Source organism: Streptomyces sp. NPDC002825 (genome assembly GCF_040295385.1).
Classification (GTDB): domain Bacteria; phylum Actinomycetota; class Actinomycetes; order Streptomycetales; family Streptomycetaceae; genus Streptomyces.
Map to the genome: position 1 here is coordinate 31,758 of NZ_JBEOVH010000026.1, position 23,058 is coordinate 54,815.

The following is a 23,058-nucleotide window of genomic DNA, read 5'->3' on the forward strand; positions in this document are numbered from 1 at the left end:
TCAGGTGTGATCAGGCGTGGAAGGGCAGGCCCGCGTCGGCGGCGAGTTCCAGGTCGTCGCCCTCGGGCGGCGGGAGGAGGGTCGCGGAGCCGTCGCTGACGGGGACGACGCCGAGTTCGAGGAGCTCGGCCATGGCGGCGGAGCCGGCCATGTCGCGGACCTGGAGCTGGTAGCGGGCGGTGGTGCGGTAGGAGCCGCCGCCCTCGTCGCCGGTGCGCTGGAGGAAGCCGGAGTCGGTGAGGAACGCGGCGGCCTTGCCGACGATGCCGGTGGTGGAACCGGCGAGGCGGCGGGCGTCCTTGGTGGCTCCGGTGGCGCTGCGGCGGGCGTAGATCCGCCAGGCGGCCTCCAGGCCGGGGGCGTCGGAGGCCGGGTCGGTGTTCTCGCCCTGCTCCTCGGCGCGCTGCTCCAGGCGCAGACAGGCCTGGCGCACGAAGGCGTCGACGCCGTTGACCGTGAGCCGGCCGATGTACGCGTCGTCGGCCAGGTCCTCGGGCCGCGGGAAGGCCATGGCGGCGACCGCGAGGTGGGCCAGGCCGTGCAGGAAGCGGTCGGCGGAGTCCGTGTTGGCGCGGCGGGCGTAGTCGCCCATGCGGACGGCGAAGACGGAGTCCTCGCCCGCGGTGACGGCCATCCCCGCGCGCGGGGACACTTCGAGGACGACGAGCCCGAGGCCGGTGGCGACGGCGTCGGCGAGGCGCGCGAAGGCGGGGTCCTCGCGGTAGCGGCGCAGCAGCTCGGTGTACTCGGCGTCGCGGGCCGGGAGCAGCTTGGGCTGGAGCCCGAAGGACACGAGGCGGGCCGCGTCGGCGGCGTCCGCGGGGGTGACGGCGGAGGCGGTGGGTGCGGCCGCGGGCTGCGGGGGCTCCTGCTCGCTCCACGCGTCGGCGTACTCGGCGTGGGTTTCGCTCACGGCTGGGGCTCCTCGGTACGGCTCTCGGTCGGTACGGCGCGGGGTACGGGCAGCGGGACGGGGGTGACGGCGGCGGGGCCCCGGCGGTCGGCGGGCGCGGGCGGCGCGTCCGTGAGCCGCACGGCACGCACGGACGGGAGGTCCCGGCGCCGCGCGGGCGGGGTACGGGACGGCTCGGGCACGGACACGGTGCCGAACCGCGGGCGGCCGGCGGGGGCTTCTCCGTCGGGCCCGGGCACGTCCCGGTCGGGGGCGGCCCGGTCGGGGTCGGGCCCGGACGCCTCGCCCGCGTGCGCCTCCCGGTCCGGCTCGGGCTCGGACGCATCGCGGTCGGGCTCCGGCGCTTCCGGGTCGGGCTCGGTCACGGATGCTGATTCCGGCGCTTCCGGGTCGGGCTGGGTCACGGCTGCGGATTCCGGCGCTTCCGGGTCGGGCTCGGTCACGGCTGCGGATTCCGGCGCTTCCGGGTCAGGCTCGGTCACGGCTGCGGATTCCGGATCGGCCGCGTGTCGTTCCCCTCCCGGCTCCGCCGCGAACGCTTCCCGGTCCGACTCGGATCCGGGCGGGGGCGCCGACTCGCCCCCAGGCACGGGTACGGGTGCCGGCCCGGTCGCAGGCGCGGGCAGGGGCTCCGTCGCGGGTCCCGGCAGGGACGCGCGTACGGGCTCGGTGTCCGCCTCCTCGGCGGGTACGGCGGTGGGCGCGGGCGCGCCGGACCGGGCGTGGTCGGCGTTCGCCCGGGCCTCGGGGACGAGGGTCACGTGGCCTCCGTGCGGTCCGCGGCCATGCCCACCGCGTCGAGCAGTGCCGTACCGACGATGAGATCGGCGCCGCCGAACTCGGGGTCGTCGAGCGGGGTGCCGTCGTCGACGGCGAAGAGGAGCCGCTCCTCGCCCTGCCGGTAGGCGGTGCCGACCGGGGGGCTCGCCGCGTGGACGGCGAGGAGGGCGACGAGGTACGGAAGGTCGGGGTCGAGGCGGCGGGCCTCGGCGAGCAGGCCGGAGAGGCGGCGCGGCGCGTCGTGCTCCAGGTCGAGCAGGCGCATGGCGCTCGCGAGCTGCTCCTCGCTGAAGCGGGAGTCGTCGGGGGTGGCGATGAGGTCGGGCTCGGGCATCTCCGCGCCGAGGTGCTCGCGCTCGACGGGCGGGGTGAGGAGCAGGTCGACGAGGTCGCCGAGACGGACGGAGGCGGGGGTGCGCAGTCCGGTGCCGTGGGCGAAGAAGGCGTCGGTGACGCGCGTCGCCTGCTCGACGGGGAGCGGCAGCACGGGGGCGACCAGCTGCCCGTACAGGTCGAGTCCGGTGTACGCGGTGGGGGCGGCGAAGGCCTGCCGGTCCTGCTCGGCGCGGAAGAGCGGTCCGGCTTCCAGGAGGCGGGACTGGAGCTGGGTGTGGCGCCGGATGCAGTCCTTGACTATGTCGACGAGCTCGGCGGCGCGCCGCTTGTGCTCCGCGGTCTTCGCGTCGGACGTGGCCTCGGCCTCGTCGCGGGCCTTGCGGATGTTGGTGAGGATCGCGTTCTCGTGGCGGTAGCGGTCGGCCACGTGGTCGAGCGCCTCGGCGATCATGTCGGGGACGGTGTGGAGCCAGTCGACGGCGCGGACGTTGCGCCGGGTGGCCTCCAGGGTCTTGCGGAGGGTCTCGGCGTACTGCACGGTCCGGTAGCGCGCCTGCTCGGCGGCGAGCTGGGCGTCGGCGAGGCGGCCCCGGTTGATGAGGACCTCCAGCTTCACCTCGGCGGCGATCTGGGCGCTGGTGACGTCGGTGTCGAGGGCTCCGACGAGGACGTTGACCGCTTCGTCGGTGGTGCGGAGGTAGACCCCGCCGCCGTATCCCGGGACCTCTTCGATGAGCTTGAAGTCGTAGTCGCGGCGGACGTAGACCCCGTCGGTGCCGAAGGTGCCGTAGACGGCGCGGAAGCCGCGGTCGACGCTGCCGACGTTGATCAGGTTCTCCAGGACCCAGCGGGCCACGCGCTCGTGCTCGGCGGCGGGGCGGGTGGGGGCCTGGGCGGCGACGCGGGGCAGCAGGCGGGCGACGATCTGCTCGTGGTCGGCGCCGGTGTCGAAGTCCATGTTCAGCGTGATGAGGTCGATCGCCGCGAGGGCCACCTCGGCCATCGCGTAGACCGTGTACTCGCCGGCCAGGTTCGCCTTGCGCGCGTCGAGGTCGTGCAGCGGGGCGGTGCACGCGAGCGCACGGAGGCGCCGCGCGAGCCCTTCGTCGGCGGCCGGGCCCTGCGCGGGGCGCGGCCCCGCGCTGAGCTGGGGCGGAGCGAGGTCCGTCGAGGCAGGCGAAGTCACGGTGCACAGATTAGGTCCTCACCCTGACAACGGTCGAAACGGCGCAGATGCGACCGGCGCTCTCGGTAGCCTCGTACGGGCTCTGCCCTCAGCCGGCGGGGGCCGTGGGATCGTCCACGGCCTGCGCGTAGGCAGCGGCGACCCGGGTGCGGGAGTCGTCGAGGTAGCGGGCGAGGAGCCGCTCCGCGGAGGCCCGCTCACCGGCGCGCAGGGCGTCCAGAATCTCCCGGTTTCGCCGGAGGTACGGCTCATGGAGGGCGCGCGGGTCGTCGACGACGTGGAAGGCGAGGCGGAGTTCGGCGAGGACGCCGCGCATCAGTTCGTCGGTGCGGGCGCTGCCCGCGAGGGCGACGAGTTCGCGGTGGAAGTGGATGTTGGCCGTGGAGACCCCCGTCCAGTCGTCGGCGCGGGCCGCGGCCTCGCCCTCGGCGACGGCGGCGGTGAGCCCGTCGACGGCGAACGGCGGCTGCCCGAGCCCCCGGACGACGGCGCATTCGACGAGCCGGCGGGTGCGGTAGATGTCGTCCACGTCACCCACGGCGAGGACGCGGACGAAGACGCCCCGGTTGAGCTCGTGGACGAGCAGGCGCTCGTGGGTGAGGAGCCGGAACGCCTCGCGGAGTGTGTTGCGGGACACACCGAGCGCGCCGCCGATGCTCTCCTCCGAGAGCCGCGAGCCGGGCGGGAAGTAACCCTCGGCGATCCGGGTGCGCAGGATGTCCGCGACCCGCTCCGCCGTGCTCGTGCGCCCCAGCAGCACCCGGTCGTCCGTCAGCCCTCCGGTCCCACTCAGGTCCACAGCGCCTCGCCCCTTCCGTCGTCCGCGGCCGAGTCAACCGCAGAAACGGGGAACCGACAACACGCCTCTTGTCGGATCGTTGAACAATCCTCTACCTTGACGGCACCGCACGGTTCCTCAGTACGTCTCTCAGGCACGCCTCCTTCTCCCGCGAGGTGCAGATGAGCACGACACAGACCCGGCAGCACTCCCAGGGCGAACGGCCCGACGACACGGGCGCGTTCGCCTGGCTGCGCGGCCTCGGGCCGCGCGGCCGGCGCGCCTTCGGCGGCGCTTTCGGCGGATACGCCCTGGATTCCTACGACTTCTTCACCCTGCCCCTGTCGATGGTGGCGATCGCCGCCTACTTCGGCCTCGACAAGGGCCAGACCGGCCTCCTGACCACCGTCACCCTCGTCGTCTCGGCGGTCGGCGGCGCGCTCGCCGGCGTCCTCGCCGACCGCGTCGGCCGGGTGAAGGCCCTGATGATCACGGTCGTCACCTACGCGGTCTTCACCGTGCTCTGCGGCTTCGCCCCCGACTACGAGACCCTGCTGGTCTTCCGGGCGCTCCAGGGCCTGGGCTTCGGCGGCGAGTGGGCCGTCGGCGCGATCCTGGTCGCCGAGTACGCCTCCGCGAGGCACCGGGGCCGTACCCTCGGCGCCGTCCAGAGCGCCTGGGCGGCCGGATGGGCGCTCGCGGTGCTCGTGTACACCCTGGTGTTCCAGTGGGCCGATGCGGACCTCGCCTGGCGGATCCTCTTCTGGACGGGCGCCCTGCCCGCGCTCCTCGTCGTCTACGTACGGCGGAACGTCGAGGACGCCCCGCAGGCGACGGAGGCCCGCAGTTCGGGCGCCGGGCGCGGCTCGTTCCGGGCGGTGTTCAGACCCGGGCTGCTGCGCACCACGCTCTTCGCGATCCTGCTCTCGACCGGTGTCCAGGGCGGCTACTACACGCTCGCCACGTGGGTCCCGACCTTCCTGAAGACCGAGCGCGGCCTGACCGTCGTCGGCACCGGCGGGTATCTGACCCTGCTGATCTCCGGGGCCTTCACCGGCTATCTGACCGGCGGATACCTCACCGACCGGCTCGGCAGGAAGAAGAACATCGCCCTCTTCGCCGTGCTGTCCGCGGTGTCCGTCCTCGCGTACACCCACATCCCCGCCGGGGCGAACACCCTGCTCCTGCTGCTCGGTTTCCCGCTCGGCTTCTGCATGTCGGCCATCTTCAGCGGCTTCGGCTCCTTCCTCGCGGAGCTGTACCCGACGGCGGTACGCGGCACGGGGCAGGGACTCACGTACAACACCGGGCGCGCGGTGGGTGCCGTCTTCCCGACCCTGGTGGGCTTCCTCGCCCAGAGCTGGGGCGTGGGCGGGGCCCTGGTCTTCGGCGCCGTCGGCTACGGCCTCGCCGTCCTGGCCCTGCTCGGACTGCCCGAGACGCGCGGGAGGGAACTCGTTTGAGCGGGAGGGTGGTTCTCGATCCGCGCGAGGCACGCGCGCGTGCCCGGGCCGGGACGGCGGGACCGACGGCCGGGTGGGCGCCGGGCCACGCGCAGGCCAGTCCGAGGGCACTACCGCATCTCCGTCCGAACGAAGCCGACACGCACCACCGCACCACCAGGTGAGAGAGGAAGCACCACATGACCTGGGTCCCGATCGACCTCAACGCCGACCTCGGCGAGGGCTTCGGCCGCTGGACGCTGACCGACGACGAACAGCTCCTGTCCGTCGTCACCAGCGCCAACGTGGCCTGCGGCTTCCACGCCGGGGACGCGGCCACCATGCGGCGGGTCTGCGAGCTCGCGGCGGCGCGCGGGGTACGGATCGGGGCCCAGGTGTCCTACCGCGACCTGGCCGGCTTCGGGCGGCGCGCGATGGACGTCCCGGCGGCCGAACTGGCCGCCGAGGTGGCGTACCAGATCGGCGCCCTGGAGGTCTTCGCCCGGGCCGCGGGCTCCCGGGTCTCGTACGTGAAGCCGCACGGGGCGCTCTACAACCGGGTGGTGAGGGACGCGGAGCAGGCGGCGGCCGTCGTCGACGGCGTGCTGCTCGCGGACCGGACGCTGCCGGTGCTCGGGCTGCCGGGCTCCCGGCTGCACGAGGCCGCCGCGGCGGCCGGACTCCCGGTCGTCGCCGAGGCCTTCGGCGACCGGGCCTACCGGGCGGACGGCTCCCTGCTGCCACGGGGGCAGGACGGGGCCGTCGTCACGGACCCGGACGAGGTCGTCGAACGGTCCGTGTCCATGGCCCGGTTCGGGGTCGTCACGGCGCACTGCGGAAGCTCCGTCCCCGTCCGGGCCCGCTCGCTCTGCCTGCACGGGGACACCCCGGGCGCGGTGGGCCTCGCCCGGCGGGTCCGGGAGCGGCTGGAAGCCTCCGGCGTGCGCGTGGAGGCCTTCGCGTGAAGGTGCTGAAGGTGGGCGACCGGGCCCTCCTGGTGGAACTGGACGGCGGCCCGGCGACCGAGGCCTTCCACGCCGAGCTGCTGCGCCGGCGGGCGACCGGTGCGCTGCCCGCCGTACGGGAGATCGTGCCGGCGGCGCGGACCGTGCTCCTCGACGGGGTGGACGCTCCGGAGCGGCTCGCGGCCGAGCTGACCGGCTGGGAGCCCGCCGCGCTCCACGCGCGCGTGGGCCAGGCCGTCGAGGTGCCGGTGCGCTACGACGGGCCCGACCTCCCGGAGGTCGCCGCTCTCTGGGGGGTGTCCGTCGAGGCGGCGGTACGGATCCACACGGCGGCCGAGTTCCGGGTCGCCTTCTGCGGGTTCGCGCCCGGCTTCGGCTACCTGACGGGGCTCGGCGAGCGGTACGAGGTGCCGCGCCGGGCCACACCCCGCACCGCCGTCCCGGCCGGCTCGGTCGCCCTGGCGGGGCCTTACACGGGCGTCTATCCGCGCTCCTCCCCCGGCGGCTGGCAGCTGATCGGCACCACGGACGTGGTGCTGTGGGACGCCGAACGGGAACCGGCCGCCCTGCTCACCCCCGGCACCCGGGTCCGCTTCACGGCGGAGGGCGGGCGATGAGCGACCGGGCCGTCGCCGTCGTCCGGGCCGGGGCGCTGACGACCGTGCAGGACCTGGGCCGCACGGGATACGCACACCTCGGCGTCCCCCGCTCCGGCGCGCTCGACCCCGCGGCCGTACGGCTCGTCAACCGGCTCGTCGGCAACACCGAGGACCAGGCGGTCCTGGAGACCACCGTCAGCGGGTGCGCGCTGCGGCCCCGGTGCGCGGTGACCGTGGCGGTGGGCGGCGCGCCGTGCCCGGTCCGGGTGGACGGCCGCCCGGCACCCTGGGGGACGACGCTCCGGGTCGGGGCGGGCTCGGTCCTGGAGGTCGGCGCGGCCGTGCGCGGGCTGCGCTCGTACGTGGCGTTCGGCGGCGGGATCGCCGTCGCGCCGGTGCTCGGCAGCCGCTCCACCGACCTGCTCTCGGGCCTCGGTCCTGCGCCGCTGGCGGAGGGGGCGGTGCTGCCGCTGGGAGCGGCCACGGCCGTACGGGGGCCGGTCGACGCTCCTCCCTGGCCGGGCCCGCCGGACGAACTCGTCCTGCGGGTCCGGACGGGCCCCCGGGACGACTGGTTCACCGCCGAGGCCCTGCGCGCCTTCACCACGCGCGCGTACCGGGTGTCGCCGGCCAGCAACCGGATCGGGCTGCGCCTGGACGGCCCGGCCCTGGAGCGGGCCGTTCCCGGTGAGCTGGCGAGCGAGGGCATGGTCCTGGGCGCGGTGCAGGTGCCGCCGGACGGGCGCCCGGTGGTGTTCCTCGCGGACCATCCGACGACCGGGGGCTATCCGGTGGTCGCCGTGGTGCGGGAGGCCGACCTCGGTGCGGCCGCGCAGGCGGTCCCGGGGACGCCGGTGCGGTTCGTGCCGGTGCGGTGACGCCTCAGGGGGGCGGCGGGCCGGCGGCTCAGAGGGGCGGTGGGCCGTAGCCTCCGCCGCCGGGGGTGCGCAGGACGAGGACGTCGCCGGGGCCCACGTCGGTGGTGTCGGCGCCTGCGAGGTGTTCGACGGTGCCGTCGGCTCGTTCCACGAGGTTCTCGCCGAGGGCGCCCGGCTCGCCGCCCGCCATTCCGTACGGCGGGACCCTGCGGTGTCCGGTGAGGAGGGCCACCGTCATCGGTTCCAGGAAGCGCAGCCGTCGCTCCACGCCGTGGCCGCCGCGCCACCGCCCGCGCCCGCCGCTGTCCTCCCGTACCGCGAAGGCGTCGACGCGGACCGGGTGGCGCCACTCCAGGATCTCGGGGTCCGTGAGGCGGGAGTTGGTCATGTGGGTCTGGACCGCGTCGGCGCCGTCGAAGCCGTCGCCCGCGCCCGAGCCGCTCGCGACGGTCTCGTAGTACTGCACGCGCGCGTTGCCGAAGGTGACGTTGTTCATGGTGCCGGAGCCCTCGGCCTGGACGCCGAGGGCCGCGTAGAGGGCGCCCGTGACGGCCTGGGAGGTCTCGACGTTCCCGGCGACGGTGGCCGCCGGGTGGACGGGGGCGAGCATGGAGCCGGGCGGGACGCGGACCTCCAGGGGTTCCAGGCAGCCGCTGTTGAGCGGGATGTCCTCGTCGACGAGGGTGCGGAAGACGTACAGGACGGCGGCCATGACGACGGCGGTGGGAGCGTTCGCGTTGCCGGGCAGCTGCGGGGAGGTGCCGGCGAAGTCGAGGACGGCGGAGCGCCGTTCGCGGTCCACCCGGACGGCGACCCGGATCACCGCTCCCCCGTCGGTCTCGTAGCGGTACGCGCCGTCGTCGAGGCGCGCGACGATGCGCCGCACGGACTCCTCGGCGTTGGCGCGGACGTGCCGCATGTAGGCCTGGACGACGTCGAGCCCGAACTCCTCGACCGTGCGGCGCAGTTCCTCGATGCCCTTCTCGTTGGCGGCGATCTGGGCGCGCAGGTCCGCGAGGTTGGTGTCCGGGTCGCGGGAGGGGTGGCGGGCGCCGGTGAGCAGCGCGCGGGTCTCGGCCTCGCGCAGCCTTCCGTCGCGTACGAGCAGCCAGTTGTCGAAGAGGACGCCCTCCTCGTCGACGGTCCGGCTGAAGGCGGGCATGGAGCCGGGGGTGATGCCGCCGATCTCGGCGTGGTGCCCGCGCGAAGCGACCAGGAAGCGGAGTTCCTGCCCCTTGTCGTCGAACACCGGGGTCACGACGGTGACGTCGGGGAGGTGGGTGCCGCCGTGGTACGGGTCGTTGATCGCGTACACGTCGCCGGGGCGCAGGTCGTCGCCGCGCCGGCGGAGCACCTCCTTGATGGACTCCCCCATGGAGCCGAGGTGGACGGGGATGTGGGGGGCGTTGGCGATCAGGTTGCCCTCGGCGTCGAAGAGCGCGCAGGAGAAGTCGAGGCGTTCCTTGATGTTGACGGACTGGGCGGTGTTCTCCAGGCGGACGCCCATCTGTTCGGCGATGGACATGAAGAGGTTGTTGAACACCTCCAGGAGGACGGGGTCCACGTCCGTTCCCGCCGCCACGCGCGCGGGGCGGGGGACGACGCGGTGCAGCAGGAGGTGGCCCCCGTCGGTCGCGGTGGCCCGCCAGCCGGTGTCGACGACGGTCGTGGCGTCCGCCTCGGCGAGGATCGCGGGTCCGTCCACGGTGTCGCCGGGCCGCAGGTCCGCACGACGGTGGAGCAAGGCGTCGTGGGGCGTGCCGGCGCTGTGCATCCGGACGGTGGCCACCGGTGCGGGTGCGGCGGCGCGCTCTTGGGTGTCCACGAGGACGGGGCCGTGCGGTCCGGCGGTGCCGACGGCTTCGACGGTGACGGCCTCGACGACGAGCGGCCGGTCCAGGGTGAAGGCGTACCGCGCGCGGTGCACGTCCGTGAACGCGGCTTTCAGCTCGTCGGCTGAGCCGAGGTCGACGGGGAGGCTCGCGTCGGTGCCCGCGTACCGCAGGAGCACGCGTGCGTGCGTGGTGATCGCCTCGTCGGGCAGTCCGTCGGCGCGCAGCTCCTCGCGGGTGCGGTCGGCGAGTTCGTCGCAGAGGTCCGTCACGCGCTCGTGGGTGCCGTCGGCGTCGAGTTCGGCCTCGACGGACCGCTCGCGCATGGCGGTGGCGTCGGCGAGCCCGATCCCGTACGCCGAGAGCACCCCGGCCAGTGGGGGTACGAGGACGGTGTCGACGCCCAGGGCGTCGGCGACGGCGCAGGCGTGCTGACCGCCGGCGCCGCCGAAGCTGGTGAGGGCGTACCGGGTGATGTCGTGGCCGCGCTCCACGGAGATCTTCTTGACGGCGTTGGCCATGTTGAGGACGGCGATCTCCAGGAAGCCGGCGGCCACCTCCTCCGGGGTGCGGCCGCCGCCGACCTCCCCGGCGAGGGCGGTGAACCGCTCCCGTACGACCTCGGCGTCGAGGCGGAGGTCGCCGGTCTCGCCGAAGACGGCGGGGAAGTGGTCGGGCTGGACGCGTCCGAGCATGACGTTGGCGTCGGTGACGGTCAGGGGGCCGCCACGGCGGTAGCACGCGGGCCCGGGGACGGCGCCGGCCGAGTCGGGGCCGACGCGGTAGCGGCGCCCGTCGTAGTGGAGGACGGAGCCGCCGCCCGCCGCGACCGTGTGGATGCTCATCATGGGCGCCCGCATCCGCACCCCGGCGACCTGTGTACCGAGTTCACGCTCGAAGGTGCCCGCGTAGTGCGACACATCGGTGGAGGTGCCGCCCATGTCGAAGCCGATGACTCGGTCGTGTCCCGCCTGCGCCGAGGTGCGGGCCATGCCGACGACGCCGCCGGCCGGTCCCGACAGGACGGCGTCCTTGCCGCGGAAGTGGGCCGCCTCGCGGAGCCCTCCGTTGGACTGCATGAACATGAGGCGGATTCCGGCGAGTTCGTCGGCGACCTCGTCGACGTACCGGCGCAGGATCGGCGAGAGGTAGGCGTCGACGACGGTGGTGTCCCCGCGCGGGACCAGCTTGATCAGCGGGCTGACCTCGTGCGAGCAGCTGACCTGCGTGAAGCCCGCCTTCCGGGCCGCCTCGGCGACCAGGGTCTCGTGCTCGGGGTGCCGGTAGCCGTGCAGGAGGACGACGGCGGCGGAGCGGAAGCCGTCGCGGTGCGCGGCGGCGAGCGCTTCGGCGACGGCGGACTCGTCCAGCGGGCGGACGACGCCACCATGGGCGTCGACCCGCTCCGGAACCTCCACCACGCGCGCGTACACCGCCTCCGGCAGGACGATCCGGCGGTCGAAGAGCCGGGGCCGGTTCTGGTAGGCGATGCGCAGGGCGTCGCGGAAGCCCTCGGTGATCAGCAGCACGGTCGGCTCGCCGCGCCGCTCCAGGAGGGCGTTGGTGGCGACGGTGGTGCCCATCTTGACGACGGCGATCCGGTCGGCGGGGACGGGTTCGTCCGGGCCGAGGCCGAGCAGGAGACGGATGCCGGCGACGGCCGCGTCCCGTCGGCGGGCGGGGTCGTGGGAGAGCACCTTGCGGGTGACGAGCCGGCCGTCGGGCCGACGGCCCACGACGTCGGTGAAGGTGCCGCCGCGGTCGATCCAGAACTCCCAGCGCCCGGTCATCCCCCCATTGTGGCCGCGAGTGCCGCCGCGAGGGCGTCGTCCGCGCGCGCGTCGAGCGGTGCCGTGCCGGTGCCGTCGGCCCAGTGGCGCAGTTCGGCGCCGGCGAGCAGGACGAGCTGCGGGAGCAGGTCGCGGCTGCGGCGCAGCACCCAGCCGGTGCCGGCGGTGGCGAGCCAGAGGAGGGCCTCGGTGCGGGTCGGCGGCGGCTGGGCGGGCTCCGTCGACGGCGGGGCGCCGTGGGCGAGTCCCCGGGCCGTGAGGAGCCCGTGGAAGCCCGCGGCGACGGCCCGGTGGCCGCGCTCGCCCGGGTGCAGCCGGTCCGCGCTCCACAGGGCGCGGTCCTCGGTCCATGCGGGGTCGGCCAGGTGCAGATGGACGGCCCCGTACCGGGCGGACAGCGCGTGCACGACCGCGTTGACGGAGCGCTGGCGGCGGGCGAGCGGGCGCGCCAGGGGCGGGGGCAGGCCGAGCATCCGGCCCGGATCGGGAAGACAGGCCGTCAGGAGTACGGCTCCGAGGGCGTCGAGGTCGGCGCAGACCCGGTCCAGACGGCCCGCGAGGAGCGCGATGTCGAAGCCGCGGCGGAGGGTGTCGTTCACGCCGACGACGACGGAGGCGAGGTGGGGCCGGAACGCGAGGGCGCGGGGCGCCTGCTGCTCGGCGACGTCGGCGCTGAGCGCCCCGCTGACGGCGAGGTTGAGGAAGACCGTCCCCTGCCCCGGCGTCCCCGGCCCACCTGCCCTCTCCGTCGCCCGCTCCTCGGCCCCGAGCCCCTCGGCCCCGAGCCCCTCGGCCCCGAGCCCCTCGGCCCCGAGCCCCTCGGCCCCGAGCCCCTCGGCCCCGAGCCCCTCGGCCCCGAGCCCCTCGGCCCCGAGCTCCTCGGTCCCGAGCTCCTCGGTCCCCGGCCCCTCCGCCGCGAGCCCGTCGGCGAGCAGCGGTCCCCGACGCCCTCGCTGAAGGAGTCCCCGAGCACGACGAACCGAACGGGTCCCCCGTCGGGGGCGCCGCCGGCCCGGGAGGCCGGGACCTCGGACGGGGCGAACACACCGTTCCGGGCGGCCGGGACACCGGGAGCGGAGGACCGGACGGGTGCCGCGGCCGCCGGAGCTGCTTCGACCTTCGCCGTACCCGTACCCCTACCCGCCCCCGCTGTCCGCCCTGTCATCGGTGGGCCTCCTCCGGCACGAGCGGCCGGACCGCGGGAAGGGCGTCGTGGGCGTCGAGGAAGGCCGTCACGGCGCGGTCCCAGGAGAAGACCTCCGCACGCGCGCGTGCGGCCCGGCGGCGGACGGTCTCCGGGGCCGCGAGGAGACCCCGTACCCCGTCGGCGAAGGCGCCGGGCTTGTCGGCGGCGGACGCGCCCGCGGTGCCCACGACCTCCGGCAGGGCGGAGGAGGAGCTGACCACGACCGGGGTCCCGCAGGCGAGGGCCTCCAGGGCGGAGAGTCCGAAGGTCTCCGCCGGCCCCGGGGCCAGGCACACGTCGGCCGCCGCCTGGAGGTCCGCCAGCGCCTCCCGGTCGGCCACGTGCCCGAGGAACCGCACCGGGAGGCGCCGCTCGCGCGCCCGCCGCTCCAGGGAGCCCCGCAGCGGCCCGTCCCCCGCGACCACGAGCGCCGCCGCGATCCCGAGGCCCCGCAGCTCCTCCAGGGCGTCCAGGGCCGTGCCCGGCCGTTTCTCGACCGAGAGCCGCGAGCACAGCAGGAGCAGCACCCGCTCCCCGCCCGCGTACCGGGCCCGCAGCACGCTGCTGCGGCGGCCGGGCCGGCAGCGCTCCAGGTCCACGCCGAGCGGAGCCCGTACGACGTTGCGCGCCCCGATCCGTACGAACTCGCGCTCCGCCCACTCCGTCGTGCACACGATCCGTGCGAAGGCCCAGGCCGTGCGCCGGTTGAGCCGGTCCGCCGCGCGGGCGGCGAGCGAGGGCGGCACGCCCCAGGTGCGCAGGACCCCGTCGGCCGTCTCGTGGGAGACAATGACCGAGGGCACGCGGGCGCGTCGCGCCCATTCCCCGGTCCAGCGCAGGGTGGTGCGGTCGGAGACCTCGATCCGGTCGGGGGCGAGCTCGTCGAGGAGCCGGCGGACGCGACTCCGGTCGGCGAGGACGCGGTAGCCGCCGGTGCCGGGCAGGACGGGACCCGGCAGGGTGACGACCCGGCCCTGCGCGGTGTGGTGGTCGCTCGCGACGTCGCCGGGGACGACGAGGACGGGTTCGTGGCCGGCCGCCAGGTAGCCGCGGCCGAGCTGGTCGAGGGCGGTGCGCAGGCCGCCCGAGGTGGGCGTCACGAAGTTCGCGAGCCGCACGATCCGCAGCCCGGGGCCGCTCCCCGTACGGGCGCCGCTCATGCCGCCACCGCCGTCCGCTCGTGCAGCACCTCCAGGTAGTGGCCGATCAGCTCGTCGCCGAGCGCCTCCCAGGTGCGCCCCTCGACGGCGGCCCGTCCGGCCCGGCCGTACGCGGCGCGGGTCCCGGGGTCGGCGGCGAGCGCGGCGACGGCCTCGCGCAGCGCGTCCGGGTCGCCCGGGGGTACGAGGAGTCCCGTACGGGCGCCGCTCATGCCGCCACCGCCGTCCGCTCGTGCAGCACCTCCAGGTAGTGGCCGATCAGCTCGTCGCCGAGCGCCTCCCAGGTGCGCCCCTCGACGGCGGCCCGTCCGGCCCGGCCGTACGCGGCGCGGGTCCCGGGGTCGGCGGCGAGCGCGGCGACGGCCTCGCGCAGCGCGTCCGGGTCGCCCGGGGGTACGAGGAGTCCGGTGCGGCCGTGGTCGACGAGGTCGAGGGGGCCGCCGGCGGCCGGGGCGACCACCGGGACCCCGCTCGCCATGGCCTCCTGGACGGTCTGGCAGAAGGTCTCGTACGGGCCGGTGTGGGCGAAGACGTCGAGCGAGGCGAAGATCCGCGCGAGGTCGGCGCCGGTGCGGCGGCCCAGGAACCGGGCGCCCGGCAGGGCGGCGCGCAGGGCGGGCCCGCTGGGGCCATCCCCGACGACCACCACCCGGACGCCGGGGAGCGCGCAGGCCCCGGCGAGCAGGTCCACCCGCTTCTCGGGAGCGAGCCGGCCCACGTAGCCGACGAGGAGTTCGCCGTCGGGGGCGAGTTCCCGGCGCAGGGCGGTGTCGGCCAGGCCGGGGCGGAAGCGGTCGGTGTCCACTCCGCGTCCCCAGCGCCGGATGCGGCCGATGCCGTGGGCCTCCAGGTCGTGCACGGCGGCGGAGGACGGGGCGAGGGTGCGGTCGGCGGCGCCGTGCACGGCGCGCAGGCGGCGCCAGGCGGCGTTCTCGCCGGTCCCGACGTACGTGCGCGCGTAGCCGGCGAGGTCGGTCTGGTAGACGGCGACGGCGGGTATGCCGAGCCGGGCGGCGGCGGTCATCCCCCGGACGCCGAGGACGAACGGGCCGGCGAGGTGGACGAGGTCGGCGCGGTGGGCGGCGATGGCGGCGGCGACCCGCCGGCTGGGCAGGGCGACCCGTACCTGCGGATAGCCGGGGAGCGGGAGGGAGGGCACCCGGACGACCGCGCAGGGGGCGTCGGCGTCCGCGGCCGGGTCGGCGACGGCGGGGGCGATGACGAGCGGGGTGTGGCCCCGCCGGACGAGGTGGCGCGCGGTCTGCAGGGCGCAGTGCGCCACACCGTTGACGTCGGGAGGGAAGGATTCGGTGACGATGACGACACGCATACGGGTGTTCTCGTCGCGCTCGGAGTGTCCCCGCCAACGTGGATCTTGACGGGGAGGGAACGTCCCATGAGCGTTTCCCCTGGAAAGCGGTAGGGGTGCTCCTGGAAGGCCGGAAAGGGGGCGCCTGGAAGGCGAGAGGGTCCCCCGGGTAGCGCTCCGGCACCCGGGGCGGGGCCACGGTCGGCGGTTCGTCCGCCGCGGGCCGCGCCGCCCCGGGGGCCGGGTGGCGAGTGGCTCGGGGGTGGCAGGTCGGGCCGGGAGGGGGTGGTCGGACCTGTCGCTGCCCCGGAGCCGGGGTCAGACCTGGAGGTCCGGCCCTATCCGGTTGCGTACCGCCGTCTGGACCTCGACCTCTTCGGCCGGATCCGCGGCGAGCCTGCGCAATCGTTCGGCGACGCGCACGTCACCGGTCTCGGCGTGCTGGGCCGCGACCTCGCGGGTGGTCTCCTCGCAGTCCCACAGGCATTCGACGGCGAAGCCGGTCGCGAAGGTGGTGTCGGTGGCGGCGAGGGCGCGGGCCACGCGGCCGCGCAGCTGCGAGGAGGTCGTCTCGCGGTAGACGTGGCGCAGCACGGGCGCCGCGCAGGCGATGCCGAGGCGTCCGGCGCCGTCGACGAGGCAGCCGAGCTCGGGGGCGTCGGGGCCCGCCGAGCGCACGGTGCCGCGCAGGGCGCCGAGGACGAGGGGGGCGTCCTGGGCGGTGCCGCGGCAGGCGAGGACCTCGGCGGCGGCCGTCCCGAGGGCGTCGGTGCGCCGGACCCACGCGCGGGCGCGGGCGACGGCGTCGTCGCCGCACATCCGCCGGTAGGCGGCGACGGCGGCGTCGGCGATCTCACGGGAGTCGCCGTCGGCCGCGGCCTCGACGAGGTCGAGGACGGCGGGGTCCCGTGACTCGGCGAGGTGGTGGAGGGCGGCGCCGCGGGCTCCTGGCGCGCCGTGGCGGGCGGCGGCGAGCAGCTCGGGCCGGTCCTCGGGCCCGGCGACGGCGGTCAGGCAGCGCGCGGCGGGTCCGTGGAGCACGGCTCCGCGCTCGTACCCCTCCTGCGCCCAGTCGAGGACGGCCTTGACGCTCCAGCCGGGGCGGGGCCCGGCGGGGCGCATCTGGCGCTGCCAGCGGTCGAAGGAGCCCTGTTCCCGGGCGGCCCTCACGCGGGCGCCGACGGACTCGCGCGGGTCCTCGGCCCACAGCCGCCAGGGCCGGGGCTCGAAGGCGTCGCGGACGGTGCGGGCCAGCTCGGCTTCGCCTTCGGCGTCGGCCGGGAAGCGGGCGAGGACGGGCAGGGCGAGCGCGCGGAGTCCGGCGTCGTCGTCGCGGAGGGCGAGCTCGTCGAGGGCCCAGGCCCAGTTGGCGCCGGTCGCCGCGTACCGCCGGAGCAGCAGCAGGGCGTCCTGGCGTCCGTAGGAGGCGAGGTGCCCGAGGACGGCGAGCGCGAGCCCGGTCCGGGACTCCTCGGTGTCGAGGTGGTCCTCGGCATCGAAGAGGTGCGCCTCGATCTCGTCCAGGCCTCCGTGGAGGTCCAGGTAGAGACGGGCGTAGTACAGGGAGCGGTTCTCGACCTGCCAGTCGTGGCGGGGGTCGTCGAGAACGCAGTGGTTGAGGGCCGCGAGGGCCTCGGCGCGTGGCGCGGCGAGCGCGTGCAGGGTGCCGTCGCCGCGGCCCCGCTGCAGCAGACCGAGCAGGGTGCCGCTCGGCGCTATGACTGGATCGAACATGGGAAGACGCCTCACATCAAGCTGTCGACACGACCGGGGGATACCGGGGGCAACCCGGTCGGGCGGTACATCGCCCGTACGCCTAGGCCGTGCGGCAACATTCGGGGCCGCCCGTCGTCGTCATTCGCCTGCCAGTGACCATCTTCCTCAGCCTCTCGTCGGTGGCCCGTTTTGCCGGGCCCGACGTCATGATGACCCACCCATTTCGCCACCGCGACCACATTTACGACGCCGCTCCCACCTGGGGTTCAGCCGCCGTTCACCTGGCTCCGAAGAGCTCGAGGAGTTCGGTCTTGCCGAACATGCGGGCGGTGTCGAGCGCGGACGGAGTCCCGGCCTCCGGATCGGCGCCCCCGGCGAGGAGGGCGCGGACGACGGCGTCCTCGCCCTTGAAGACGGCGCCGGCGAGCGGGGTCTGGCCGCGGTCGTTGGGGCGGTCTGCCTCGGCGCCGCGCTCCAGGAGGGCGGTGACCGCGGCGGCGTGGCCGTGGTAGGCGGCGAGCATGACGAGGGTGTCGCCCCTGTCGTTGGTGAGGTTCGCGGGGACGCCCGCGTCGAGGTAGGCGGCGAGGGCGTCGGTGTCACCCGTGCGGGCGAGGTCGAAGACCTTGGACGCCAGCTCGATGACCTCGGGGTCCGGAGTCTCGCTCATCAGGTGGGACCGCCTCTCTCCTGCGTTGTCGACGTGTGCACGGCAAGCGCGGCCGTACGAGTGAATCGACAGGGTACTGCCCGTCCGGCGACATGACCGCGCGCGGCCGAGGCAAAGATCACGTCATCCCGCCCCGGGACCCACCTCTAGCGCACGCCGGGCATTTCGCCACCCGGCGAGGCGTCCGACGTCCGCCGGTCAAGTGAAATCAGCCGTTTTTCACCCTAATGAACCTTTAGTCACATAGATACTTGCTGTGAACCTGGAAGGACTCATGGTGACTGTCCCCTCAACCAGGAGAACAACCAATGATCCTGTCCATTTCAGGCGTGGTCCTGCTCGGCATCATCTGCTTCCTGTTCTTCAAGAAGGACGGGATGAAGGCCTCGCACGCCCTCGTCAGCGCGCTGTTCGGCTTCTACCTCGCGGGCACCGCCATCGCCCCGAGCATCACGGCGGGTGGGCAGAGCCTCGCCGGCCTCCTGGGCGGGATCAAGTTCTGACGCCCTCCAGTCCCTTCCAGCGATTCAGGAGTACTTCGTGGCCCGGCGACCACTCCCCCGCATTCTGAGCAGCGGCAGCGCACAGATCGCTCGTAGTAGAGAGATCGCGCGCTCGGCCGCCGACAGCGCCACCGACGTGCTCCATCCGCTGATCACGGTCTCTCGTGGTCTGCGGAAGCTGGCCGCGACCGCGCGCGCCAAGTGGGCCGCGACGCCGAAGGAGCGGCGTGGTCCCACGCTGCTCCTGGTCGCGGCCTGCGTCCTGGTCGTCGCCCTCATGCCGTACGGGCCGCTGCTGGCGCTCGTCGTGCTCATGGCCGCGGCCGCCTGGAAGGGCCGGGAACGCCCGGTCGTGAAGACCGGGCCCGACGACGCGGAGATCGCCCGCCTGAAGGGCCTGTACGAGGCGCTCGTCCCGTACTTCTCCGTCCCCGAGGACCCCTCGCCGCTCTTCGCGCACGGCGGGGAGTGGAGCGGAGCCTTCGGGGAGTACGCCTTCGACGAGGACGGACGGCTCACCCGGCTGCGCATCGCGTACCCCCCGTACTTCACCGACGGCGAACCGGCCGCCCGCGCCCGCATCGAGCAGCTGCTGCACGCCAAGTCGGGGCGCGGCCGCGAGTACCGCTTCGACTGGGACGAGGAGGGCAACCGGCTCGACATGAGCGTGCTGCCCGCCCTGCCCACCACCATCGCCGCCCAGCGCTTCGTCACGGTGCCGGGCGAGACGGTCCTCGGCTTCACCGACGCCGACGCCGTGCAGCGGACCGTGCCCGTCGTCGCGGCGGACGGCACGGAGGACGCGCCCGCCGTCGTCTGGCGCACCGGCCCCCGCTCCACCGAGCCGCACCTGCTCGCCGTCGGCCAGCCCGGCAGCGGCACCACCTCCCTGCTCCGCTCGATCGCCCTCCAGGCCCTCCCCCACGGCGACGTGCTGATCGTCGAGGGCGGCGGCACCGGCGAGTACGCGTGCCTGACCGGCCGCGACGGCGTCCTCGCGGTCGAGTGCGGGCTCTCCGGCGCCCTCGCCACCCTGGAGTGGGCGGCGCACGAGACGGAGCGGCGGCTGATCGCCGCGAACCGGGCCCGGCAGGCCGGGCAGCCGGCGCCCGAGGACACCCGGCGCCCGCTGTGGATCCTGCTCGACCGGCCGAGCGTCCTCGGCCACCTGGCCGCCGCCGACGGCCGCCCCGACCCGCAGGAGCTGCTCCAGGTGCCGCTGCGGCACGGGCGGGCGGCGCAGGTCACGGTGGTGGTGGCCGAGCAGTTCGACTCCACGGACACGCTGAGCGAGTCGGTACGGACCCACACCAGGGCCCGGATCGTCCTCGGCCCCGCGACGCCGGAGCAGATCGCGGCCGTCCTCGGCGCCCGGCCGCACACCACGCCGACGCCTGACGTCCCGGCGGGCCGTGGGTACGCGCGCCTGGGCACCGGTCCGGTCCTGCGGCTCCAGGTGCCGGCGACGCCCGACCCGTACGACGACGCGACGTGCGAGACGCACCGCCAGGCGGTCCTGGACCTCCTCCCGGAGCGCCGCGCGACCCCGGTCGCGGCCGCGACCGCCGTCCTGGTCAAGGCCCCTCCCGCGCCCACCGCGCCGCCCGCGATCACGACTCCGGACACGGTCAGGACCCAGGCCGCGACCGCCGTCACCGCCTCGGACACGGTCACGATCTCGGCCGCCACGGTCGAGACGGTCCCCGGCTCGGCCCCCGAGCCGGCCCCGGCGCCCCGCGCCGAACCGGACTCCGGCGCCGCCCCGTTCCACACCCCGGTCCCCGCGGAGGGCTGACACCGGACGACGGATGGACGAAGGGTCCCCACGCGCGCGCGTGGGGACCCTTCGGCTGTGTCCGGGAGTCCTAGGCCACGAACGACCGGGGCGGTTCCGCTCCGCCGCCCGCGCCCGACTCGACCAGGCGGGCCGCCGCGGCCAGCCGCGCCGCCGCCTCGTCGGCGACCGGGCCGCCGACCGTGAAGGGCAGCCGGACGAAGCCCTCGAAGGCGCCGTCGACGCCGAAGCGCGGACCGGAGGGGACGCGGACGCCGACCCGCTCCCCCGCCTCCGCGAGCCGGGAGCCGGACAGACCGCCGGTGCGGACCCAGAGGGTCAGACCGCCGCGCGGGACCGAGAACTCCCACTCCGGGAGCTCCCGGCGGACGGCGGCGACGAGCGCGTCCCGGTTCTCCCTCGCCTGCTCGCGGCGGAGGCTCACGGCCTCCTCCCAGCCGCCCGTCCGCATGAGCCAGTTCACGCCGAGCTGCTCCAGGACGGGGGTGCCCAGATCGGCGTACGCGCGCGCGGCCACCAGGGAACGGATGACGTCGGGCGCAGCCCGGACCCAGCCGATCCGCATGCCCGCCCAGAAGGCCTTGCTGGCCGAGCCGACCGTGAGGACGGTGGCGCCCGCCGGGTCGAAGGCGCAGACCGGCCTGGGCATCTCCAGGTCCTCGTCCAGGTGCAGCTCGGCCATGGTCTCGTCGACGACGAGGACCGTGCCGGCCGAGCGGGCCGCCTCGACCAGCTGGCGCCGCTGGTCCTCGTCGGCGAGCGCGCCCGTCGGGTTGTGGAAGTCGGCCACCACGTACGCGAGGCGCGGCGCCGCGTCCCGCAGCACCTGCCGCCAGCGGGGCAGGTCCCAGCTGCCGAGGCCCTCGGCCATGGCGACGGGCACCAGCCGGGCGCCCGCCGAGCGCATCAGCTGGAGGATGTTGGCGTACGAGGGCGACTCGACGGCGATCCGCTCGCCGCGCCCCGCGAAGAGGTGACAGATGGCGTCGATGGCACCCATGGCGCCGGTCGTGACCATGATCTGCTCGGGCATGGTGGGGATCCCGCGCGCCGTGTACCGGTCGGCGAGCATCTGCCGCAGCGCGGGCAGCCCGGCCGGGTAGTCGCCGTGCGTGTGGGCGTAGGGCGGCAGCTCCTCCAGGGCCCCCTGGACGCCCCGGGTGAGCCAGGGCTCGGGCGCGGGCAGCGCCGCGCAGCCGAGGTCGATCATCGAGCCGAGGGACTCGGGCGGCAGCGGTTCGAGGCCGCGCGCGGGCAGCGGGTTCCCGGCGGGCACGGCGGTCCAGCTGCCGGCGCCGCGCCGTGACTCCAGGAAGCCCTCGGTGCGCAGCGCCTCGTAGGCGGCGGCGACGGTGGTGCGGCTGACGGTGAGCGCGAGGGCGAGTTCCCGCTCGGCGGGCAGCCGGGCGGCGACCGGGACGCGGCCCTCCAGGACGAGCAGACGGATGCCGTCGGCCAGGGCGCGGTAGGCGGGCGGCTTGCGGGCGCCGGGTCCGGCGGGCCGGGGCTGCTGCGCCTGGAGCTGCCGGGCGAGCTGAGCGGGTCCCACCGCCGAAGTCCACTGAGCCATGGAAATCAGTCCACCTTCCTCGAATTGGCCATGGGCGACACCCGATCCCCCGCCACAGAGTGTCATGAGTCAGTCCACTACCACCACCTTGGGGGGCAGTTCCTTGTCCATCGCCTCCGGACTCCATGGCCGGCATCTCACCCGCCGGCTCGTCCAGCTGTACGCCGGGCTGGCGCTGTACGGGATCAGCTCGGCGATGCTCGTGCGCAGCGGGCTGGGCCTTGAGCCCTGGGGCGTCCTCCACCAGGGTCTCGCCGAGAAGACCGGGCTGACCATCGGCGTGGTGTCGATCGTCGTCGGGGCGGTGGTGCTGCTCCTGTGGGTCCCGATCCGTCAGCGGCCCGGGCTCGGCACGGTCTCCAACGTGTTCGTGATCGGTCTGGCGATGGACGGCACCCTGGCACTCGTCCCCGACGTCGACGGTCTGGTCGAGCAGGTGCCGCTGCTTCTGCTCGGCATCGTCCTCAACGGGGTCGCGACGGGCCTGTACATCGCGGCGCGGTTCGGGCCCGGCCCGCGCGACGGCCTGATGACCGGTCTGCACCGGCTCACCGGCCGGTCCATCCGGCTGGTGCGGACGGCGATCGAGGTGGCGGTGGTCGCCACAGGCTTCCTGCTCGGCGGCTCGGTCGGTGTCGGCACGGTCCTCTACGCGCTCGCGATCGGACCCCTCGCCCAGTTCTTCCTGCGCCGGTTCACCGTTCCGGAGCCGGATGCCGCGAGCACCATGGTGGCTCAGAGACCGGATGCCGCGGGCACCGGGGTCGCCCCGGGGCCGGACTCCGCGAGCACCGTGGCCGCCCAGGAGCCGGGCTCCGTCTCCTCCGCCGTAGACAGCGAGACACCGGAAGGCGCCATACTGCGCCCGTGACTCGCGTACGCCACCCCTACCTCGACCACCCCTCCCCGCTCGCGTTCGCCCATCGCGGCGGCACGGCGAACGGCCTGGAGAACACCGCGGCCGCCTTCCGCCGGGCCGCCGCGGCGGGCTACCGCTACTTCGAGACCGATGTGCACACCACGTCCGACGGCGTGCTCGTCGCATTCCACGACGCGACCCTGGACCGTGTGACGGACACCACGGGCCGGATCCGCGACCTGCCGTGGGCGGCGGTGCGCGAGGCCCGGGTGGCGGGCGACGAGCCCCTGCCGCTCTTCGAGGACCTCCTGGAGGAGTTCCCCGAGGCCCGCTGGAACGTGGACCTCAAGGCCGAGTCGGCCCTGGCCCCGCTCGTCGACCTGATCCGCAGGACCGGCGCCTGGGACCGGGTCTGCGTCGGCTCCTTCACCGAGTCCCGGATCGCGCGGGCACAGCGCCTGGCCGGTCCCCGGCTCGCCACCTCGTACGGGGTGCGCGGGGTCGCCGGGCTGCGGCTGCGCTCCTGGGGGATCCCGGCGGCGGTGCGGGCGGGGGCCGTGGCGGCCCAGGTCCCGGAGCGCCAGGCGGGGATCCCGGTGGTCGACCGCCGGTTCGTGCGGGAGGCGCACGCGCGCGGGCTCCAGGTCCACGTGTGGACCGTCAACGATCCGGCGCGGATGAACTCTCTCCTCGACCTGGGGGTCGATGGCATCATGACCGATCATCTGGAGACGCTGCGCGACGTGCTCACCGACCGTGGAGCATGGGTCTGAGCCGCGTCCCGACCACGG

Annotated in this window: 20 protein-coding genes; 8 read left to right on the forward strand and 12 right to left on the reverse strand. The window is 75.2% G+C overall.

Annotated features, from left to right (window positions below; all coding sequences use genetic code 11):
* Nucleotides 1-10: 10 nt before the first annotated feature.
* The 4 genes from ABT041_RS27955 to ABT041_RS27970 form a co-directional block, all read right to left on the reverse strand.
* Nucleotides 11-913, reverse strand: a complete 903-nt coding sequence (locus tag ABT041_RS27955) for a hypothetical protein (protein ID WP_351189297.1) — start codon at nt 911-913, stop codon at nt 11-13.
* Nucleotides 910-1,278: a hypothetical protein gene (locus ABT041_RS27960; protein ID WP_351189300.1), complete on the reverse strand. Its 369-nt coding sequence runs from the start codon at nt 1,276-1,278 to the stop codon at nt 910-912. Before ABT041_RS27960 ends, ABT041_RS27955 begins: the two co-directional genes overlap by 4 nt.
* A 392-nt stretch (nt 1,279-1,670) precedes the next feature.
* Nucleotides 1,671-3,215 carry a hypothetical protein gene (locus ABT041_RS27965; RefSeq protein WP_351189302.1) on the reverse strand — a complete coding sequence of 515 codons (1,545 nt, stop codon included), beginning with the start codon at nt 3,213-3,215 and terminating at the stop codon, nt 1,671-1,673.
* Nucleotides 3,216-3,303: 88 nt separating this feature from the next.
* Entirely contained in the window at nt 3,304-4,014 is a 711-nt protein-coding gene (locus tag ABT041_RS27970) for a GntR family transcriptional regulator (protein ID WP_351189305.1), read from the reverse strand.
* 161 nt (nt 4,015-4,175) lie between these two features.
* Between ABT041_RS27970 and ABT041_RS27975 the strand changes: the two genes are divergently transcribed.
* From ABT041_RS27975 to ABT041_RS27990, 4 genes are all read left to right on the forward strand, one after another.
* Entirely contained in the window at nt 4,176-5,456 is a 1,281-nt protein-coding gene (locus ABT041_RS27975) for an MFS transporter (protein ID WP_351189308.1), read from the forward strand.
* A 179-nt stretch (nt 5,457-5,635) separates the two neighbouring features.
* Nucleotides 5,636-6,400, forward strand: coding sequence for a LamB/YcsF family protein (locus tag ABT041_RS27980; protein ID WP_351189311.1), 765 nt, complete (start codon nt 5,636-5,638; stop codon nt 6,398-6,400).
* Nucleotides 6,397-7,017: a 5-oxoprolinase subunit PxpB gene (gene pxpB / locus ABT041_RS27985; protein WP_351189314.1), complete on the forward strand. Its 621-nt coding sequence runs from the start codon at nt 6,397-6,399 to the stop codon at nt 7,015-7,017. The genes ABT041_RS27980 and pxpB overlap by 4 nt, the downstream gene beginning before the upstream one ends.
* On the forward strand, nt 7,014-7,877 hold the full coding sequence (locus tag ABT041_RS27990; protein WP_351189317.1) for a 5-oxoprolinase subunit C family protein: 864 nt from the start codon (nt 7,014-7,016) through the stop codon (nt 7,875-7,877). The genes pxpB and ABT041_RS27990 overlap by 4 nt, the downstream gene beginning before the upstream one ends.
* 28 nt (nt 7,878-7,905) lie before the next feature.
* Here ABT041_RS27990 and ABT041_RS27995 read toward each other — a convergent pair whose 3' ends face one another.
* The 7 genes from ABT041_RS27995 to ABT041_RS28025 form a co-directional block, all read right to left on the reverse strand.
* Nucleotides 7,906-11,499 (reverse strand): hydantoinase B/oxoprolinase family protein, encoded by a 3,594-nt coding sequence (locus ABT041_RS27995; RefSeq protein WP_351189320.1) that lies wholly within the window; start codon nt 11,497-11,499, stop codon nt 7,906-7,908.
* Nucleotides 11,496-12,434, reverse strand: a complete 939-nt coding sequence (locus ABT041_RS28000) for an SGNH/GDSL hydrolase family protein (RefSeq protein ID WP_502976608.1) — start codon at nt 12,432-12,434, stop codon at nt 11,496-11,498. The genes ABT041_RS27995 and ABT041_RS28000 overlap by 4 nt, the downstream gene beginning before the upstream one ends.
* Before the next feature lie 226 nt (nt 12,435-12,660).
* Nucleotides 12,661-13,845 (reverse strand): glycosyltransferase, encoded by a 1,185-nt coding sequence (locus ABT041_RS28005; RefSeq protein WP_351189323.1) that lies wholly within the window; start codon nt 13,843-13,845, stop codon nt 12,661-12,663.
* Nucleotides 13,842-14,057: a hypothetical protein gene (locus ABT041_RS28010; protein WP_502976606.1), complete on the reverse strand. Its 216-nt coding sequence runs from the start codon at nt 14,055-14,057 to the stop codon at nt 13,842-13,844. Before ABT041_RS28010 ends, ABT041_RS28005 begins: the two co-directional genes overlap by 4 nt.
* A complete protein-coding gene (locus ABT041_RS28015; RefSeq protein ID WP_351189326.1) occupies nt 14,054-15,175 on the reverse strand; it encodes a glycosyltransferase family 4 protein in 1,122 nt (373 codons plus the stop codon). The genes ABT041_RS28010 and ABT041_RS28015 overlap by 4 nt, the downstream gene beginning before the upstream one ends.
* A 297-nt stretch (nt 15,176-15,472) precedes the next feature.
* Nucleotides 15,473-16,888, reverse strand: a complete 1,416-nt coding sequence (locus ABT041_RS28020) for a HEAT repeat domain-containing protein (RefSeq protein WP_351189329.1) — start codon at nt 16,886-16,888, stop codon at nt 15,473-15,475.
* Nucleotides 16,889-17,147: 259 nt separating this feature from the next.
* Nucleotides 17,148-17,540: an ankyrin repeat domain-containing protein gene (locus ABT041_RS28025; RefSeq protein WP_351189332.1), complete on the reverse strand. Its 393-nt coding sequence runs from the start codon at nt 17,538-17,540 to the stop codon at nt 17,148-17,150.
* A 308-nt stretch (nt 17,541-17,848) separates the two neighbouring features.
* On the opposite strand from ABT041_RS28025, the gene ABT041_RS28030 reads away from it, so the two are divergent.
* Nucleotides 17,849-18,043, forward strand: coding sequence for a hypothetical protein (locus ABT041_RS28030; protein ID WP_015032212.1), 195 nt, complete (start codon nt 17,849-17,851; stop codon nt 18,041-18,043).
* Nucleotides 18,044-18,080: 37 nt separating this feature from the next.
* Nucleotides 18,081-19,838 (forward strand): hypothetical protein, encoded by a 1,758-nt coding sequence (locus ABT041_RS28035; protein ID WP_351189336.1) that lies wholly within the window; start codon nt 18,081-18,083, stop codon nt 19,836-19,838.
* Nucleotides 19,839-19,908: 70 nt separating this feature from the next.
* Here ABT041_RS28035 and ABT041_RS28040 read toward each other — a convergent pair whose 3' ends face one another.
* Complete coding sequence (locus tag ABT041_RS28040; RefSeq protein WP_351189339.1) at nt 19,909-21,408, reverse strand: SCO1417 family PLP biosynthesis transcription factor; 1,500 nt, start codon at nt 21,406-21,408, stop codon at nt 19,909-19,911.
* Between the two features lie 103 nt (nt 21,409-21,511).
* Here ABT041_RS28040 and yczE point away from each other — a divergent pair, with 103 nt between their 5' ends.
* Together yczE and ABT041_RS28050 are read left to right on the forward strand one after the other, a co-directional pair.
* Nucleotides 21,512-22,279, forward strand: a complete 768-nt coding sequence (gene yczE, locus ABT041_RS28045) for a membrane protein YczE (protein WP_502976607.1) — start codon at nt 21,512-21,514, stop codon at nt 22,277-22,279.
* Nucleotides 22,276-23,040, forward strand: coding sequence for a glycerophosphodiester phosphodiesterase family protein (locus tag ABT041_RS28050; RefSeq protein ID WP_351189345.1), 765 nt, complete (start codon nt 22,276-22,278; stop codon nt 23,038-23,040). Before yczE ends, ABT041_RS28050 begins: the two co-directional genes overlap by 4 nt.
* Nucleotides 23,041-23,058: the final 18 nt, after the last annotated feature.